This is a genomic window from Flavobacterium sp. ACN2 (assembly GCF_002303885.1).
Classification (GTDB): domain Bacteria; phylum Bacteroidota; class Bacteroidia; order Flavobacteriales; family Flavobacteriaceae; genus Flavobacterium.
In genome coordinates, this window is the sequence record NZ_MRCM01000001.1 from 416,100 (window position 1) to 433,906 (window position 17,807).

Consider the following 17,807-nt stretch of genomic DNA (forward strand, 5'->3'; position numbering starts at 1 on the left):
TTCAGCTGGTCAAATGGCAAAACTGTACAATATTGGAATTACCTTCAATTTTACCGCAAAAAGCTAAGGCGGTTTATAAAGATATTTCACAAGGCAAAGTTTTGCTGCAAAACCGTGGCAAATCGACTATTGGAGCTTCCTGCAAAAGTGCCGCACAAAGCTAAGGCGGATTCTATTTAAGCTGTCTTAAAAAATCAAATAGATTTTTATACCAATCCCCAACAGGACATCAAAACCAAATTCATAAAGCAAGGAAAGACAGACACTATATATGGTAAGTCAATTTCTTCAAATCTTCCATAAAATTTATAGAAATTTGTCCGTTCCTGCCACCACAGCCAAATGGCGCCGATTGAAGACAATTGGCGCCATTTTTTATATGTTTTTTGGATTAATACATTCATCTTACTTTTGTTTATAGATATCTTGTCAATTCATACTTTCCAATTTCTGAATCATTGCTTTTGCAGATTCTGAACCTGAGTCTAATTCGAAAGACTTTTTATATGATTTCAAGGCATTCTCTTTATCCTCATTCAAAAAATACGCTTCACCTAAACTATCCCAGGAATTGGAATCATTTGGAAATAATTTTACATTCTCCTGAAATACAATCAGTGCGCTATCCATTTGTTTGTCCTGCATAAATGCATAGCCAATTTTGTTCAATACATTACTCGTATTTTTTTTCATTGTTTTTTTTACAGCATCTATATACGCATATACAAATGCATCTTTTTCATCCGTTTTTATGTCTGGCTGAACACCTTTTCCTTCCCAATTCGTTTTTGTAACCGGATTAATAGATTGTATATAAGGTAGCGATATTGTAAATCCGTCATTCAAATTAATTCGTTTTGTTCTATTAGCGCCACCTTTAGTGATTTCTCCTACTACTGCTGCCCTGTCCAAATGTTTTAATGTGTAAGTAAATGCTTCTGCAGCTGAAAAAGTATGCTTACTGGTTAGAATATAAAGCGGCTTGTCTGTGCTTCGTTTTCCCTTTACATTTTCAAACGAATATAGTTGTGTTTTTTCATTGGTTTCTCGTTCATAAAAATCACTTAATAAAACAGGTTTTTCATAAAAGAAGTAACTCGATAATAACTGCATCATACTTGGAACACCACCTCCATTAGCACGCAGATCGATAATGATTGCATTAGTATTGCTTAAGAAATTCATTGTAGCTGCAACAGTTTCTTCTGCATATTTTATATCTGCAAATTGGTTTAAATTTAAATAGCCAATATTTCCGTCCAATATTTTTACCTCTTTAAATCCGTAATTAATTTCGGCCATTTGCAAAGCCATTCTTTTCTCCATTTCTAATTGCGCTTCCTGAGAAATAATATTCTTTTCCCTGGTAATATGCTCCGGTTCAAATCGAACTTTTAAATGTAAATCTTTGCTAATACGTTGTAAATCTTCGGTTAGTATTTTAGAGAACTCAACAGGACTTGTAATTTCTTTATATTTATTAGATTTTAAATTTTTATCCAGTTCAATTGTCATTCTTTTTGACAAATCTAAATCGATATAAGATTTTCCAATATGAGTTTTTATTGCCGATACAATGGCCTTTTTCTCTTTTGTATCCAATAGCCGTTTACTGTCTTGTGCCATTGTGTTTTGTACAATTAAAAATAGTGTCAGAAGGATCATTTTAAAATAGTTTTTCATAATGTTTTATTTTTAAATATTTATAATTTACAGCAAACCTATCTGTAAACTAAAATGATTTAAAACTTCTTTCATGAACCTGTAAATAGTTAGCACATACAATTAATTTGTATAATCAAATCTAGTTGAAGTCGAAAATAGTAGTGTTTATGTTTCATTTAAGTGAATTGATGCACATTGTAGGGTAAAAAAGTCAATTTTTGTTAATTTTGACTCATGACTGAATTTCTTAAAAAATACAAAGCTTTTATCTATGGATTGGTGATCCAAAGGATAATAGCGGCTGTTTTGTTACATTTTCATTTTATTTACATAGATAATACCGCACTATTGTCCAACACATTGAGTTTCATTTTTAGCTGGCTGATAATCTCACTGCCTATCCATTATTTTTCATTTTTAAAACAGCATAAAGCCACTAGTTTAAAGTTACTTGTCTTAATTGTCATTTTTTTGGCAATCATTGTAAACGATATGAATTCGAAAATAATTGATAATCCAATAACATTTGTAGGATTAGTTGGTGTTGGATTATCTTTTTTCTCCATTATAGCCCCCTCCTATTTTAAGAAGCATGGCTTGATTCTAATCGGTTTTTATGTTCTGGCCTTAGGCTATTTCTATTATATAAGGGTTTATACTAAAGATGTAAATAATTATTTTCAGCAGGAAAAAGAGATTAAAATTATCCTGACGCTTCCCTTTTTTATTTTACTTTTTATATGGTTTTATCAGCAATGGAAATGGCTCAAAACAATAGAATCAAAAAAAGCTAAAGCAGAGTTATCTTTATTGAAAAGCCAGATCAATCCGCACTTTTTTTTCAATACTTTAAATAATCTATATGGTCTAATAATAGAGAAATCTGATGATGCTCCAAACGTCGTTTTAAAATTATCTGACATAATGCGCTATACCATTTATATGGGAAAACAAGATACCATACCACTAAAGGATGAAATAGAATATTTAAAGAATTACATTGATTTACATAAAATACGATATCAAAAAAGGGTCGATATTTCTTTTAATCATGAGGGGCAGGCTGAATATAAAATTGCGCCATTATTATTTATTATTCCCTTAGAAAATGCTTTTAAGCATGGAGTAGAGCGTTTAACGGAAGATGCTTATATTCACATTAATATAAAAACTGATAATGACCTAATCTGTTTTGACATTGAGAATAACTTTGAAGCGCGGGAATCTCAAACTCCCGGTATTGGATTAAACAATTTAAAACAGCGTTTGAAGCTATTATATCCTAATAAACACCAAATGAAAATTGACATTACAGATTCTATTTATAAATTACAACTAAAAATAGAAATGACATGATATACTATTTAATTATAGATGATGAACCTATTGCACATCGTATTATTGAAAACTATTGCGAAAACTTGATGCATTTGGAAAAGAAAGGAAATTGCTATAATGCCTTTGAAGCTATAGAATTCTTAAATGAAAATTCAGTCGACTTGTTATTTTTAGACATCAATATGCCTAAATTATCTGGCTTCGATTTTTTAAAAACATTACCCAATCCACCTAAAATAATAGTAACCTCAGCCTATAAAGAATTTGCCTTAGAGGGTTATGAACTTAATGTCTCTGATTATCTGCTGAAACCATTTGGTTTTGAGCGTTTCATAAAAGCAGTTAACAAAACAATTGATAATGCTCAAAATAAAAAAAGTATAACAGCAGGGCCAACAAACGAAGCAGAGCCAAAAACAAATAGCTTCTTTTTAAGGGGTGATAAAAAGTACCATCAAATTCATTTTGACGATTTACTGTTTATAGAAGCTTATGGACATTACTGTAAAGTATATCTAAAAAATGACATGATTATAAGTCATCAGAAAATTTCAGATTTTGAACAGCTTCTTCCAAAATTTAATTTTATAAGAACCCATAAATCTTTTATTGCTGCAAAAGATAAAATTAAACAGATTGAAGGTAACAGGATATTAATTGATAAATACAAAGTACCTATTGGACAAACTTATAAAGAAAACATTATGATGCTTTTATAATTTTGAATTTAATAAACCATTTACATTCATCTTATAGAGTTTCCCAATAGGAACTGTAAAATCACTGATCTTGATCCTGTTTCCTTCCACACTTTTAATATGTTTAATGGCAACAGCAAAGGATTTATGTACCTGCATAAAATCATTTTTAGGCAGTAATTCCATCAAATCAGAGAGTTTTTCTCTAACAAGTATTGCATTGTCATTTTTGGTAATTACTTTAACGTAGTTTCCTGATGCTTCTACATATAAGATCATACCAATAAAAATCTGTATGTGTTTTTTATCTGCACGTAAAAAAATGCTTTCTGAATGTTCATCCTCTACAGGATTAATGCTTACTTTAGAAGTCAAACTGGAAATTTTGTTTATCGCTTTTAAAAAACGTTCAAAACCAAATGGTTTTAAGAGGTAGTCAATAATATTAAGTTCATAACCTTCAATTGCGTACTGCTGGTAAGCTGTCGTAACAATAATTTTGGGAGGAGATGCCAGTGTTTTTAAAAATTCAAATCCTTTTAATTTGGGCATATTTAGATCTAAGAAAATTAAATCTACCGTATGATCTCTTAAATAATCCAGAGCCTCTAAGGCATCATAACAATTCTTTTTTAACTGCATATTGGGAAGCATATTACAATACTCCTCAATAATAGTATGCGCTATATGTTCATCATCTATAATTAAATACCTGATCATTATAATTTTAAAATTAAAAGTGCTTTGTATGTAGTATTATTTTTTGAAACTAAAAATTCATGCTTTTTTGGATAAGCCAATTCTAATCTTCTTTTCAAATTCTTAATACCGATACCAGATGACTGACCTGCTAAATCCATATCATAGTTATTCTCTACTTTAAAAGATATAGTATTATTATTTGAACTAAGTTTAATAGTAACAAATGCATTTTCTCTTAAATTTTCGACACCATGTTTAAATGCATTCTCCAAAAGCATTATATAAAGTAAAGGAATTATTTTAAGCTGATCATCCTCCACAGTAGTTTCAAAATTTACGTTTATCTTTTTGTGATAACGTAAAGTATGCAGGTCGATGTAGTTTTTTAAATAGGCAATTTCCTCTCCTATCGTAACAAAATCTTTCTGGCCTTCATAAATACTATAACGCATCATATCAGAAAGTTTCAAAATTAATTCCTGTGCTTTTTTCTGGTCCTTTGCCACCCAGCCGTACAAATTATTGAGCATATTAAAAAAGAAATGGGGATTTACCTGATTCTGCAGATGCAGCAGCTCCATTTTCCCGTTTTCGTTTTTTAGTTTAATAATAAACAAAATTTGTTTTACCAGCCAATAAATACCAAAGCAAAATAATGCCAGATAGAGCAGGAAATAAAAACTGATAATCGGAATGCTGACTTTTGGACTATAGTTTTCAAAAAGTACTACAGAATCCTTATTTGAGGTAATTACTATAAAAAATATTACCACTATTGGGACTGCTGCTAAAACTAAAGCAATTGCCCCGATTATATTCCTCTTGTTATTGTTAGTTGCTAAAATCATAATCACAAATGTAAATTAATAAAAATTATTGATAAAATAAGTTGACAAACAATACATACAACACTTCCAACAGCCAGAAATAAGTGATGAAAACACTTTATGAGCACCAAGTATATTTGTGTCACAAAACAGACTGGTTCATCACATTTACTTTATTGATATCAGCTAAGAAAATATGTTTGTTTAAAATTTAAATTCAAACAAATGAACAGTCTTAACATTTCCAATCTCTCCAAAACCTATTCTAATGGTGTAAACGCGCTGCAAAACATAACGCTGGATATTCCGGTAGGCATGTTTGGTCTTTTGGGTCCCAATGGTGCAGGAAAATCAACTTTAATGAGAACAATCGCCACCTTACAAGAGGCAGACTCCGGCAGCGTGAAACTCGGAGATATAGATGCCCTTAAACAGAAACATGAACTAAGAAAAGTATTGGGATACCTGCCCCAGCAATTTGGTTTGTACCCTAAAATTTCCGCTGAAGTCCTCCTGCACCACTTAGCGGTGTTAAAAGGAATTACTAAGCAAAAAGAACGCCGCGAAATAGTGAATGCCCTTTTACATAAGACTAATCTATATGAGGTAAAAAACCAAAACCTAAGCGGATTTTCAGGCGGAATGAAACAGCGTTTTGGCATCGCGCAGGCATTACTCAATAACCCAAAATTACTTATTGTTGATGAGCCCACTGCCGGACTCGATCCTGTTGAAAGAAACCGGTTTTATAACATCTTAAGCGAGCTTAGTGAAAACACAGTGGTAATACTATCAACGCATATCGTGGATGATGTAAAGGAATTGTGCACGAGCATGGCCATCATCAATAAGGGAGAAGTACTTCTTAAAGGGAATCCTTTGGAACTAATAAACCAGACTGAAGGAAAAATATATCAAAAAACAATTCATAAAAATGAATTGGAAGAGTATAAGAAAGAATATAAAGTAATTGCAGAAAAATTATTTCTTGGAAAACCTATAATTCATGTCATAAGTGAAAACAATCCCGAAAATGGTTTTATCTCAGTAAATGCTGGTTTAGAAGATGTGTACTTTTCGCAGATTCTTGCCAGTTCTAAAAAGAACCTTTAATTCTCCTGAATACTTAATCAAGTAAAATTTTCTATTCTAATCTATTAAAATTAACGATTAACCATGTGGTACGACATATTTAAATTCGAAATCCAATACCGAATAAAACGCCCTGACACCTATATCTTTTTTATTTTTATATTCTTCTTTTCCCTTGCGGGTGTGGACTTTGTCTTTCAAGGGATTGATATGGGTTCCGTAAAAACAAATGCGCCTATAGTAATAGCTAAAGCAATGGCTGCTGTTACCGCAATTTTAATGATGGTGACTTCTTTGATTATGGGTGTTTCAGTATTGCGGGACTATCAATACAATATAGAATCCCTATTATTTGTTAATCCAATCCAAAAGCGGGATTATTTATTAGGCCGGTTTCTAGGCTCTTTTGCAGTATTATTGTTTGTATTTACAGGGCTTTTATTAGGATTTACCCTTGGGGAATTTATGCCTTGGCGTTATCCGGAAAATTTAATGCCTTTTAACTTTTTAGCTTACATTCAGCCCTTTATAATTATAGTGCTGCCCATGCTGTTTTTTGGATCGTCATTGTTTTTTGTTAGTGGCGCTTTAAGCAGAAACTTAATGGTAGTCTATACACAGGGAGTACTTCTTTTTGTTCCCTTTCTATTGACAAAATCTATAAAGAACGATTTCCTGCAAGCCCTTTTAGATCCTTTTTCCCTGACAACGCTCACTGATATGAATGCCTTGTTTACAGCGGCAGAACGCAATTCAACGCTTGTTCCTTTTACTGGTGTGCTTCTATACAATAAATTATTCTGGGTTTTTCTAGGAATGCTTATTTTAATAGTAGGGTACTTCAAGTTTAATTTTAGTACAGCAAAAAACAAAAAACCTAAAGAGAAAAAAATAAAGACTATCCATGACTTAACTACTGCCGCTAACGAGAATCTCAAAATCCCCATAGTATTAATACAGTATAATTTTAAATCACAATTTGTTCAGCTATTACAACTTACATGGTTTTATTTTATATCCATTTGTAAGCAGGTATCATTCTGGGCTATTATCATCTGTGCATTAATTATCATTTTAATAAACTCTATTAATCTGAATACTGCATATGATGCTGCCAGTTATCCTACAACCTATCTTGTTATAAAAGAATTAAAAGAATTATCGCTATATTTTTTTGTAATAATACTAATCTTCTATTCTGGCGAGCTCATTTGGAAAGAAAGAGAAATTAAGCTGGATTTAATCTATGACGCAACATCCATATCGGGTATTATAAGCCTGCTGAGTAAATTCCTGGGCCTTTTATTGATTTATATCGTATTGATACTCTCACTAATTATATTTGGGATTACCTTTCAAACGGCAAACGGCTGGTATCACTATGAACTGGATGTTTATTTCTATGGCTTTTTTATTGAGTTTTTTCCCTTTCTGGTTTTGTACACTTTTATATCTTTTTTCTTTCAGGCGCTGACAAATAATAAATTCACAGGCTTTATTTTAGTAATGGTTTTTGTTATCCTAAATACTGTTTCGGATTTTTTTGGTTTCGAGCACGATCTTTACAAATTTGGCGGGAGCGGTCTGGGTTCCTATTCAGACATGAATGGTTACGGTCACTTTCTAGTATCCTATTTGTGGATTAAGGCATATTGGATTGTATTTGGCATTCTCTTGCTAATCCTCGCTTCGATTCTCTCTGTCAGGGGCACTGAAACCAGTTTAAAAAAACGCATCGAGCTGGGTATGCAGCGCTTTAAAAAACCCATGCTCAAATTTGTATTGTCAGTATTACTGGTATTTGCTTTGCTGGGAAGTTATATTTTCTATAATACCAATATCCTGAACAAATATGAAAGTACCGATGATAAATTAGAATTTAGGGCAGATTATGAAAAAACACTCAAAAGGTTTGAATATCTGCCGCAGCCTAAAATTACCGATGTTAAGCTGCAAGTTGAGCTGTATCCAAAAACCGGAGATTATACTGCTCAAGGCTATTACATGCTTACCAATACCTTAAAAGAACCTATTTATAAAATCTATCTGCAAAAACCGTTGGGCTCGGAAATAAATTTAGAAGAAGTAAATTTTGGACGGGAAGTTTTTTTAGATAAACAATATAACCAATACGGCTTCTATATCTACACCTTAAAAAAACCATTACAAGCAGGTGAGGCTGTTAAAATGAAATTTAAACAGACCTATACAACAAAAGGTTTCAAAGAAAATGATTCTAACAGCAGTGTACTTCATAACGGTACATTCTTGACAAATAAAGCATTTCCAACTTTGGGCTACAGCAAAGAATACGAGCTTGATGAAACTAGAATCAGGGCAGAATTTGAACTTCCGGCTGCAAAAGGAATGGCCAAAAGAAACGATAAAACGGAATTAACTTATTCAAGTACCGGAGGCAGCGCTGATTTAATCAATTTTGAAGTTACTATCGGGACAGAAAAAAGGCAAAAGGCAATTTCCTCAGGCACTTTACAAAAGAGATGGACATTAGGCAATCGTTCCTATTTCCATTATAAAACAGATAACCCCATAGTAAATCAGTATGCGATAATATCGGCAGATTATGAAGTTTCCAAAAGCAGATGGCACCCTAAAAATAATAGTTTGGCAGTCCCCGTAGATTTGGAAATCTATTATCAAAAAGGACATCAGTATAACGTGGAGAGAATGATCCAGGCTTTCAAATTATCTTTTGATTATTTTTCAGCAAATTACGCCCCTTATCAGCACAGCAATATTCGAATCATAGAAACTCCTGCTTACACCCAGCAAGCAGAGTCGTTCTCCGGTGCAGTGACATTTTCGGAATCCAATGAGTTTATGCTCAATATTGATGACCAATCAGATGTGGATATTATTCTCTACAGAACAGCGCATGAATTAGCACACCAATGGTGGGGAATGCAGCTGCAGGCGGCTAATGTTCAAGGAAAAAATATGATTTTGGAGACCCTGGCCCAATATGCTGCCTTAGTGGTGATGAAAAAGAAATACTCCAAAAAAAAAATAGAGCAGCTTCTGCAAAAAGAACAAGAAGTCTATCTGCAGGCAAAAAAGAGATATACTAATCAAGAAGCACCATTAGAATTAGTTGAAAAACAAGATTATATATTCAATGCAAAAGGAATTTTAGCAATGTACGCTCTTCAGAATTATATTGGGGAAGAAAAGGTTAATCTTGCTTTAAAAAGGTTTATTCGTGATTGGAACAATTCTAACGGAAAATTGAAATCAAAAACTCCTAATTATCCAACATCAAAAGAACTGCTGACTTATTTTATTGAAGTCACCCCTGTTTCTTTGCGTCATAAAGTGTATAGTTTGTTTGAAAAAACGGAATTCGATAGCAATATTATTTTTAGCGATAAATGATTCCCATTTTATTAATTATTCGCAGTAAAAAAATAAAAAATAATAATGGCTAAAATTTATGCTGGAATTATTTTCATAACAATACTTGCCTGTACATTTTTCGGGCAAGTATTTTGAAAATTAAAGGTAGAGCTAATACTTTTTTGTGGCTAAAAGTTAAGTCTGCAGCCAGCAGAAATCAATCATTACAAATTTTGGCATGAAATGCAGCTCATTTCCTGCTTCATGAAATTTGGATCAATGTTAATGGGGATTTTAAAAGCTGGGTTAATTTAGTTTAGAATCCAGTATTTTTAATAAATTTCTAACAAAAACATACCACCGTTAATCAGTTAGTTAACGTTAAACAGAAGCTGCATTGAAAGCGGTTTCGGGCTTAAGGTTCAATCCTGCTCTTGGAACGGTTCAAATCGTGTTAAAGCACAAAATACTAAAAAGAAGCTGTATTTTTCTTTTTGAGGATGTAATCGAGCGACAAAGGTATTCCTGCCGGCTATTTCTTCCGGTTATGATTCAATTTCATCGCTTCTGTTTCGATTTCCTCTACGGTTTTCCTTTTCCCTTTAGAAATCCATTCTAAAAGCTCTTCTTCAAAAAAATACAGCTTTTTACCGTATTTATAGCAGGGAATTTTTCTCTGCCGTACAAGAGCGTAAATTGTAGGCTTTGCTTTTCCTATGATCCAGCTTGCTTCTTCAATACCGATAGGAATACTTTTTTCTTTAGATTCATATACCTGCACATTCTGAATCAGAACTTTGATCTCGGCAATTTCTTTCACTAAGTGCGCTACTGCTTTGGGCAGGTTCTCAAAAGAGATTTCGTTTGTGTCCATAACTGTCGTTTTTAATAGTTATGTTGCAAATGAAAAAAGTGTTTCTGCTGTGTCCTTCTTCACAAGAGAAACATCTGAAAAACACAGTGATTTACAAGTATCGGCATTTAAAAATATGTAAGATCTTCAACAATCTTTAAAAGACCTTTCTGTTCATCATCTTTCAGATGCGTTTTAATGCTTTTCTGCTCAACATCTTTTAAAGCGTCGGCAAAAGTCAGTTTTAAAAATTGTGCGGCTCTGTCCTGCCTGCTGGCTTTAAAACAATTCCAGATATTCCAGCCAAAATGATAAAGATCCAGATTGGACAGATCTTTTACTTTTACCGGCTTAATATTTTCGAAATTTATGCCTTCAGCATATATGATTATATTCCTTCCCAATTGTTCCAGATCTTCATCCGAAACGTACAGCGCAAACTCCCGCTTTGCATAACGGATGGCTGTATCAATCCTTTCCTGTTTTTGATTTCTGGCTGCATTTTGACGCTCCTCCCTTATCTTCTCAATATCAAGGGCTGAATTTTTACTTTCAGGCATTTCGGGCTTAATTAAACCATTCTGAAGCCCTTCTTCTATTTTTACAAGGTCCTCACTTGTAATGAGGCTTTCAGGCGATTGCTTTTTTTCAGCCTTCAAAAAACGATTCAGTATTCCTGCAGCCAATTCGTTTAGAAACAGGCTTAGAATTGCAAACATTAAAACTCCAAATCCAGTGCTGATCCAAAAAAAAACACCGGCCGTATATTCATCCGCACCTTTTTCCAAGAGCACCAGTCTTCCGATTATGCCGACAAAAATGCAGACTAAATAAACAGAGAGATAAACTGCAATATATTCGAAGAACTTTACTTTCATTGGGGTCTGTTTTTTAAAGATTCCAATTGTATTGCCTGCGAAGCTTTGTTTTTCTTCTCATCGACCACTTTTGCATAGATTTCAGTAGTTTTTAGGTTAGTATGCCCCAGCATTTTACTGACCGTATAAATGTCTGTCCCGCTCGACAGCTGCAATGTTGCAAATGTATGGCGGAAGCAATGGAAGGTAATATTTTTTTTTATGCCTGCCGATTCAACCCATTTTTTTAGAGGGCGTGAAATCCACGATATGTCTGTCAAATCCTCAAAAACAAGCTGCCGGGGAAGCCTCGGTTCTCCGCAGAGCTGAAGAGCCTGCTCAGAAATAGGCATATATTCGACACCCTTTGTCTTTTTCTGCGTGAAGTGAAGTCTGGCAATACCCTCTTCCAAAATTATCTCTTTCCAGCGGAGCTTCTGAATGTCGGAATGTCTCAGTCCTGTAAGTGCTGAGAAAAGTGCTGCCCTTTTAAGGACATCTTTTTCACATGCTGTTGATGCCAGTACATTCAATTCTTCAATGGTCAGATATTCACGTCTTGATTCCTGCTCGGGAATGCCTTTTATTTTTGAAGATAAGTCAACAGTTAAATATCCGTCGATAAAAGCCTGTTTCAAAGCCGCTTTAAATATGGAAAAATAAGCTCCCGCAGTGTTACTGGAAATGGTTCCTTTTCTATTTCCTTCTAGCGGAGCGGCTAATAAAAACAGTTTAAAATCCTGTGCCATTCTGTAGTCAATCTGAGAAAATATAAGGCTGTTTCCTGAATAGCTTTTTAAAAATTCTTTGGTCCGCTTCCAATTGATCTGTACAGATTTTGAACTTCGAGCGTGTCTTTTTGCCGCCAAATCTGCAATGTATTTAATAAAATCCTCCAGCCCTTTTTCTTTCTGTTCAACTAATATATTCTCAGCATCACTGTAGAGATCTCTATTATCATATTCTTTCTGCTGAACTTTACGGATTCCGTCGGCATACAGCATTATTTCACGGTCGCTATCGCTTCTGCACATTATTATTCCGTTATCGTTGCGCTTCGGTTTGTAGGATTTTGTTCCCTCTGCATCCGTTCGGGCGGTTCTTTTTTTGTCCCACTCCACTGTTGTTACCGATCTGTTTATATATTCACGGATTCTTTGGGGAGTTTTCTTTCCGGAAACCTCAACAGGATAGCTTTCTATATAAACATACCATTCATTTTTGTTTTCTGCTTTTCGAATACGCACAGTTACCTTGGTTTTCAGTAATTGTTTCATATAAAATCATTTCTGTTATAAAAGTTATCAATTTCCATTTTTGGAGCATATACATACTTTCCGCTCTGTCTGGTTGGTATTGAATATTTCCGGAGATGGCTGTCGACAGAATCTTCAGATATTTGAAATCTCTCAGCTATTTCGCTAATGGAATAGCAGTCTTCTTTTTCAAGTCTGTATAATTTTTTCTTCAATGTATTTCAGATTCCGGCAGGCTGTGGAAAATGAAAACATCTCAGCAATGATTTTCCGGTCAATCCCTAGAAGGTAGGTTCCCAGATTAACTGAAGGAATTTTTCCGTATACAGAAGCCACTCTTTTGGGGCAACAATTCTCCCCCACAGAAAGACATTCTTTATTTTTCTCTTTTCATCGCCTATTTCCCTCTATTAAGGTACAATAAGTATACATAAGAGACACTTTGTCTCCACTTAAGTGCCGGTGCAAATGTGGTACAAATATATGATGAAAAAAGATTAAAAAAGAGCAGAAACAATAAAAAAGAAAAAAGAAAAACCGCTGTAAACATTAAGTTTCCAGCGGTTTAGCACTTATTATTAACCGATGTTAATCGATGTTAATTAACCTACTTGACCTCTTCGAATTCAACGTCTTCAACGTTATCTCCAGAAGACTGCTCTTGTTGTGGAGCAGCTTGCTGTCCTTCACCACCTTGAGCGTACATTGCTTCTGTAGCTGTTTTCCAAGCTGCATTTACATTGTCTAATCCTTTTTGGATTGCGTCAAGATCTTGAGATTGGTGAGCCATTCTCAATTCAGTTAAAGCGTATTCGATAGCTGTTTTTTGATCGTCTGTCAATTTATCTCCTAACTCTTTCAATTGAGATTCAGTTTGGAAAATAGTACTGTCAGCTTCGTTCAATTTCTCAGCTCTTTCTTTTGCAATTCTGTCAGCATCAGCGTTAGCTTCAGCATCTTTTTTCATTTTTTCGATTTCTTCAGCTGTTAATCCAGAAGAAGCTTCGATACGGATATCGTGAGATTTTCCAGTTCCTTTATCAGTTGCAGAAACTTTGATGATACCATTAGCATCGATATCGAAAGTTACTTCGATTTGAGGAACTCCTCTTGGTGCTGGTGGAATACCATCTAAGTGGAAACGACCGATAGTTTTGTTATCAGCTGCCATAGCTCTTTCTCCTTGTAATACGTGGATTTCAACAGATGGTTGAGAATCAGCAGCAGTAGAGAATACTTGAGATTTTTTAGTTGGGATAGTTGTGTTAGACTCGATTAATTTAGTCAATACACCACCCATAGTTTCGATACCTAAAGAAAGAGGTGTTACGTCAAGTAACAATACATCTTTTACATCTCCAGATAAAACTCCACCTTGAATAGCAGCTCCAATAGCAACAACCTCATCAGGGTTAACACCTTTAGATGCTTTTTTACCGAAGAATTTTTCAACTTCGTCAGCGATTCTTGGCATACGAGTAGAACCTCCTACAAGGATTACTTCGTCGATATCAGATGTAGATAAACCTGCATCTTTTAATGCTTTAGCAACTGGCTCCATAGAACGTTTTACTAAAGTATCAGATAATTGCTCAAATTTAGCTCTAGATAATTTTTTTACTAAGTGTTTTGGTCCAGAAGCAGTAGCAGTTACGTAAGGTAAGTTGATTTCTGTTTCAGCAGAAGATGATAATTCAATCTTAGCTTTCTCAGCAGCTTCTTTCAAACGTTGCAATGACATTGGATCTAAACGTAAATCAATACCTTCTTCAGATTTGAATTCGTCAGCTAACCAGTCAATAATAACCTGGTCAAAATCATCTCCACCTAAGTGAGTATCACCATTTGTAGACAATACTTCGAAAACTCCGTCTCCTAATTCAAGAACAGAGATATCAAAAGTACCTCCACCTAAATCGTAAACAGCAATTTTTTGATCATTTCCTTTTTTATCTAATCCGTAAGCAAGTGCAGCAGCAGTTGGCTCATTGATGATACGCATAACTTTAAGACCAGCGATTTCTCCAGCTTCTTTTGTAGCTTGACGCTGAGCATCGTTAAAGTATGCAGGAACAGTGATAACTGCCTCAGTTACTGTTTGACCTAAATAGTCTTCAGCAGTTTTTTTCATTTTTTGAAGTGTCATAGCAGACAATTCTTGAGCAGTGTATAAACGACCGTCAATATCCACACGTGGAGTATTGTTGTCACCTTTTACAACACTGTAAGGAACTCTTTTTGCCTCTTCTTGAGTTTCAGCAAAAGTGTGTCCCATAAAACGTTTAATAGAAGCAATCGTTTTTGTAGGATTCGTTACTGCTTGTCTTTTTGCAGGATCACCTACTTTAATTTCTCCACCTTCAACAAAAGCGATGATAGATGGTGTAGTTCTTTTTCCTTCTGCGTTAGGGATAACAACTGCTTCGTTACCTTCCATTACAGAAACACAAGAGTTCGTCGTACCTAAGTCAATTCCGATTATTTTACCCATTTTTTATATATTTAATTTTTGATTTAATTTTATAACTCAGGTGGCATAAGTCAATCTTTGTGCCAATATAAAAAACTAAATAAAATTGTCAGTTTTAGCGTCAGTGCCCTAAAAATCATCTGACAACATGACATTTTTAAAACCTGACATTCGTGGCACGACATATTTTTTTCATGTCATTATGAAGCAATTATGAAGCTGTTTCCCGCTATCCGCTCTATCTTTTATGCCGAACCCCGGCGCAAAAGGATGCCGCTTCTATCGGGGCTAGGGCATCCGTTTTCATAAGAACTTATTTTTATAAAATTTAGGATACTTTCACTAAGTCGAAATTAATTACATTAGCATTTCTCAAAATTAAAAAAATGGAAAATTACAGCATTATCATCTTTATACTTGCAATCGTAATAGGACTATCAGCTTTTGCAGACAAAGCCAAACTTCCCTACCCGATTCTGCTTGTAATTGTGGGAGTGGCCATCGGATTTATCCCAACTATGCAGGAAATAGAAATTAATCCAGAAATTATTTTCCTGATATTTCTTCCGCCATTGTTATATGATGCTTCTTTCAATATTTCCCCAAAACATTTTAAAACGAATCTTAGTACTATTAGCACATTAGCAATTCCGCTTGTATTTCTTACTACTTTTTGGATTGCAGTTGTTTCTCACTACATGATTCCAGGCATGACATGGCCTTTGGCTTTTGTACTAGGCGCCATTCTCTCTGCGACAGACGCTGTTGCAGCAATAAACATTACAAAAGGTCTTGGTTTACCCGAAAAAACACTTACAATATTAGAAGGCGAAAGTCTTATAAATGATGCCTCTGCTCTTGTTGCTTATCGTTTTGCAGTTGCTGCTGTTATGGGTGCTACTTTTATAATCTGGAAAGCCGCTTTTCAATTTGTTTTCTTATTGGGAGGAGGTTTTTTGGTTGGTGCGATAATGGGCAAAATATTAGGAATCATACTAAGGACGGTTAGAAATAACATTAATGTCGTTGTAAGTTTTATGCTTTTAATGCCATTTGTAACCTATCTTGTCGCAGAGCACCTAAATGTTTCTGGAGTAATTGCAGTTGTTATTCTAGGTTTGGCAATGGCGCGTTTAAGCAATAAAGTTTTTCCTGAGCGCTTAAAAAACAGTTCTAAAAGTCTTTGGGATGTTATTATCTTCTTACTCAATGGATTGATTTTCATCTTAATCGGACTCAATTTTCGATATATATTAAAAGACATCGACGACGGAATGATTTTACCCTATATTGGCTATGCCATAATAATTACAATCGTTGCATTATTAACTAGAATGACAAGAGTGTTTTTTCAAAAGAAAAACCTGCAAAAAGCCTTTCAGAAGAATAAAAACGGAAAAAGAAAAGTAAGCGAAAATGCTCTTCTCGATTTTGGAAACAGCTTAATTATAAGCTGGTCTGGAATGCGAGGCATAGTATCACTGGCCATTGCCATTGGACTTCCCAAATTTCTAGAAGACGGAACTCCTTTTCCGCTCAGAAATGCTATTATATTTATCTCTGTTGCAGTTGTATTATTGACATTAATCGGGCAAGGATTAACACTGCCGTGGATTGTCAAAAAAATAAATGAAATTGAAGAAAAAAAACAGCTAAACCAATAAATTTATAACTACACTAACTAACCCAATTTAAACCAAAAACTATGGAACATGAACTAAAAGGCCACTTCGACGAATTTGAAAAACCGGAAGTAATAAGACGTAAACTTCTTCCTTGGTGGATAAAAGTTTTCTGTTGGATTTTTATGCTCATGGGAGTTTGTGCAATAGGTTCTCTAATTATAAATCTTTTTGTTCCGAATGTAAATTTATCACTTTACGGGTTTTCAACCGACACCGCTTATTCTGGAACTGGAATTTTTATAATTTCTATTATGCTTTTAAAAGCATTTGCAGCATTTTCCCTCTGGTTCGAAAAACCTAATGCCATTATGATTGCCAAAATAGATGCACTTGTGGGTATTGCAATATGTGTTGCTTCTTTGTTTATACTTCCTTTTAGTGCAGGAAAAGACCATTTTTCTTTTAGATTAGAAATTCTACTCCTTATTCCTTATTATATGAAAATCAATAAAATTGAATACGAATGGGATAATCTTGAAAGCATCTAAAAAATAACGTAATTTTATAACTGTGCATTTTTGTTTCATTTAAAAACTATCAAGAAAATGACTTCAGATATTCTTACTACAACATCAGATTCAGAAATTGTAACCACACGTATCCTGAATTTCCCGCAAGAACTTGTTTTTAAAGCGTGGAGCGATCCAGAACATTTACAAAATTGGTGGGGACCAAAAGGTTTCACCAATACTTTTCATGAGTTTAACTTTTGCGAAGGCGGAAAATGGAGCTTCATTATGCATGGTCCAGAAGTTGGAAATTATGCCAATGAATGCGAATTCATCAAAATAGACAAACCCAATCTTATTGCTTGGAAACGCCATTCGAAACCACTTTTTCAAATCTTAACCACTTTTGAAACTATTGCCGAAAATCAAACCAAAGTAATTTTTAAAATGCTTTTTGAAACTGAAGCAGAATGCCAGAAATTAAAGCCTTATGTTGTCGATAAAAACGAAGAAAACTTTGACAAACTGGAAGTTGAATTATCTAAAATGTAATTATGAAAA

The 17,807-nt window shown here is 34.2% G+C and carries 15 protein-coding genes; 8 read left to right on the plus strand and 7 right to left on the minus strand.

The genetic code is table 11. From position 1 onward, the window contains the following. The first annotated feature begins 32 nt into the window (after positions 1–32). Positions 33–164 (plus strand): hypothetical protein, encoded by a 132-nt coding sequence (locus tag BSF41_RS24015; RefSeq protein ID WP_256385508.1) that lies wholly within the window; start codon positions 33–35, stop codon positions 162–164. A 265-nt stretch (positions 165–429) separates the two neighbouring features. Here the strand turns inward: BSF41_RS24015 and BSF41_RS01765 are convergent, their stop codons facing one another. Continuing rightward, complete coding sequence (locus BSF41_RS01765; RefSeq protein WP_095927799.1) at positions 430–1,683, minus strand: S41 family peptidase; 1,254 nt, start codon at positions 1,681–1,683, stop codon at positions 430–432. Positions 1,684–1,899: 216 nt separating this feature from the next. On the opposite strand from BSF41_RS01765, the gene BSF41_RS01770 reads away from it, so the two are divergent. Continuing rightward, complete coding sequence (locus BSF41_RS01770; protein WP_095927800.1) at positions 1,900–3,021, plus strand: sensor histidine kinase; 1,122 nt, start codon at positions 1,900–1,902, stop codon at positions 3,019–3,021. After that, a complete protein-coding gene (locus tag BSF41_RS01775) occupies positions 3,018–3,722 on the plus strand; it encodes a LytTR family DNA-binding domain-containing protein (RefSeq protein ID WP_095927801.1) in 705 nt (234 codons plus the stop codon). Before BSF41_RS01770 ends, BSF41_RS01775 begins: the two co-directional genes overlap by 4 nt. On the opposite strand, the gene BSF41_RS01780 is transcribed toward BSF41_RS01775, so the two are convergent. Further along, positions 3,717–4,421: a LytTR family DNA-binding domain-containing protein gene (locus BSF41_RS01780; protein WP_095927802.1), complete on the minus strand. Its 705-nt coding sequence runs from the start codon at positions 4,419–4,421 to the stop codon at positions 3,717–3,719. The two genes, BSF41_RS01775 and BSF41_RS01780, sit on opposite strands and share 6 nt — an antisense overlap. Next, complete coding sequence (locus tag BSF41_RS01785) at positions 4,421–5,251, minus strand: sensor histidine kinase (RefSeq protein WP_095927803.1); 831 nt, start codon at positions 5,249–5,251, stop codon at positions 4,421–4,423. The genes BSF41_RS01780 and BSF41_RS01785 overlap by 1 nt, the downstream gene beginning before the upstream one ends. Before the next feature lie 204 nt (positions 5,252–5,455). Here BSF41_RS01785 and BSF41_RS01790 point away from each other — a divergent pair, with 204 nt between their 5' ends. Together BSF41_RS01790 and BSF41_RS01795 are read left to right on the plus strand one after the other, a co-directional pair. Then, positions 5,456–6,343 carry an ABC transporter ATP-binding protein gene (locus tag BSF41_RS01790; RefSeq protein WP_095927804.1) on the plus strand — a complete coding sequence of 296 codons (888 nt, stop codon included), beginning with the start codon at positions 5,456–5,458 and terminating at the stop codon, positions 6,341–6,343. Between the two features lie 63 nt (positions 6,344–6,406). Next, positions 6,407–9,715: a M1 family aminopeptidase gene (locus tag BSF41_RS01795; RefSeq protein WP_095927805.1), complete on the plus strand. Its 3,309-nt coding sequence runs from the start codon at positions 6,407–6,409 to the stop codon at positions 9,713–9,715. 493 nt (positions 9,716–10,208) lie between these two features. Here BSF41_RS01795 and BSF41_RS01800 read toward each other — a convergent pair whose 3' ends face one another. The 4 genes from BSF41_RS01800 to dnaK form a co-directional block, all read right to left on the minus strand. Then, positions 10,209–10,550 (minus strand): helix-turn-helix domain-containing protein, encoded by a 342-nt coding sequence (locus BSF41_RS01800; protein WP_095927806.1) that lies wholly within the window; start codon positions 10,548–10,550, stop codon positions 10,209–10,211. Between the two features lie 107 nt (positions 10,551–10,657). Next, positions 10,658–11,407, minus strand: coding sequence for a hypothetical protein (locus BSF41_RS01805; protein ID WP_095927807.1), 750 nt, complete (start codon positions 11,405–11,407; stop codon positions 10,658–10,660). Further along, on the minus strand, positions 11,404–12,663 hold the full coding sequence (locus BSF41_RS01810; protein WP_095927808.1) for a site-specific integrase: 1,260 nt from the start codon (positions 12,661–12,663) through the stop codon (positions 11,404–11,406). The genes BSF41_RS01805 and BSF41_RS01810 overlap by 4 nt, the downstream gene beginning before the upstream one ends. A 586-nt stretch (positions 12,664–13,249) precedes the next feature. Next, positions 13,250–15,133: a molecular chaperone DnaK gene (gene dnaK, locus BSF41_RS01820; RefSeq protein WP_095927810.1), complete on the minus strand. Its 1,884-nt coding sequence runs from the start codon at positions 15,131–15,133 to the stop codon at positions 13,250–13,252. 365 nt (positions 15,134–15,498) lie between these two features. Here dnaK and BSF41_RS01825 point away from each other — a divergent pair, with 365 nt between their 5' ends. From BSF41_RS01825 to BSF41_RS01835, 3 genes are read left to right on the plus strand one after another with little or no spacing between them, the layout of a single operon-like run. Continuing rightward, positions 15,499–16,776 (plus strand): Na+/H+ antiporter, encoded by a 1,278-nt coding sequence (locus BSF41_RS01825; RefSeq protein WP_095927811.1) that lies wholly within the window; start codon positions 15,499–15,501, stop codon positions 16,774–16,776. 41 nt (positions 16,777–16,817) lie between these two features. Then, positions 16,818–17,285, plus strand: coding sequence for a hypothetical protein (locus BSF41_RS01830; RefSeq protein WP_095927812.1), 468 nt, complete (start codon positions 16,818–16,820; stop codon positions 17,283–17,285). 57 nt (positions 17,286–17,342) lie between these two features. After that, positions 17,343–17,798, plus strand: coding sequence for an SRPBCC family protein (locus BSF41_RS01835; RefSeq protein ID WP_095927813.1), 456 nt, complete (start codon positions 17,343–17,345; stop codon positions 17,796–17,798). Positions 17,799–17,807: the final 9 nt, after the last annotated feature.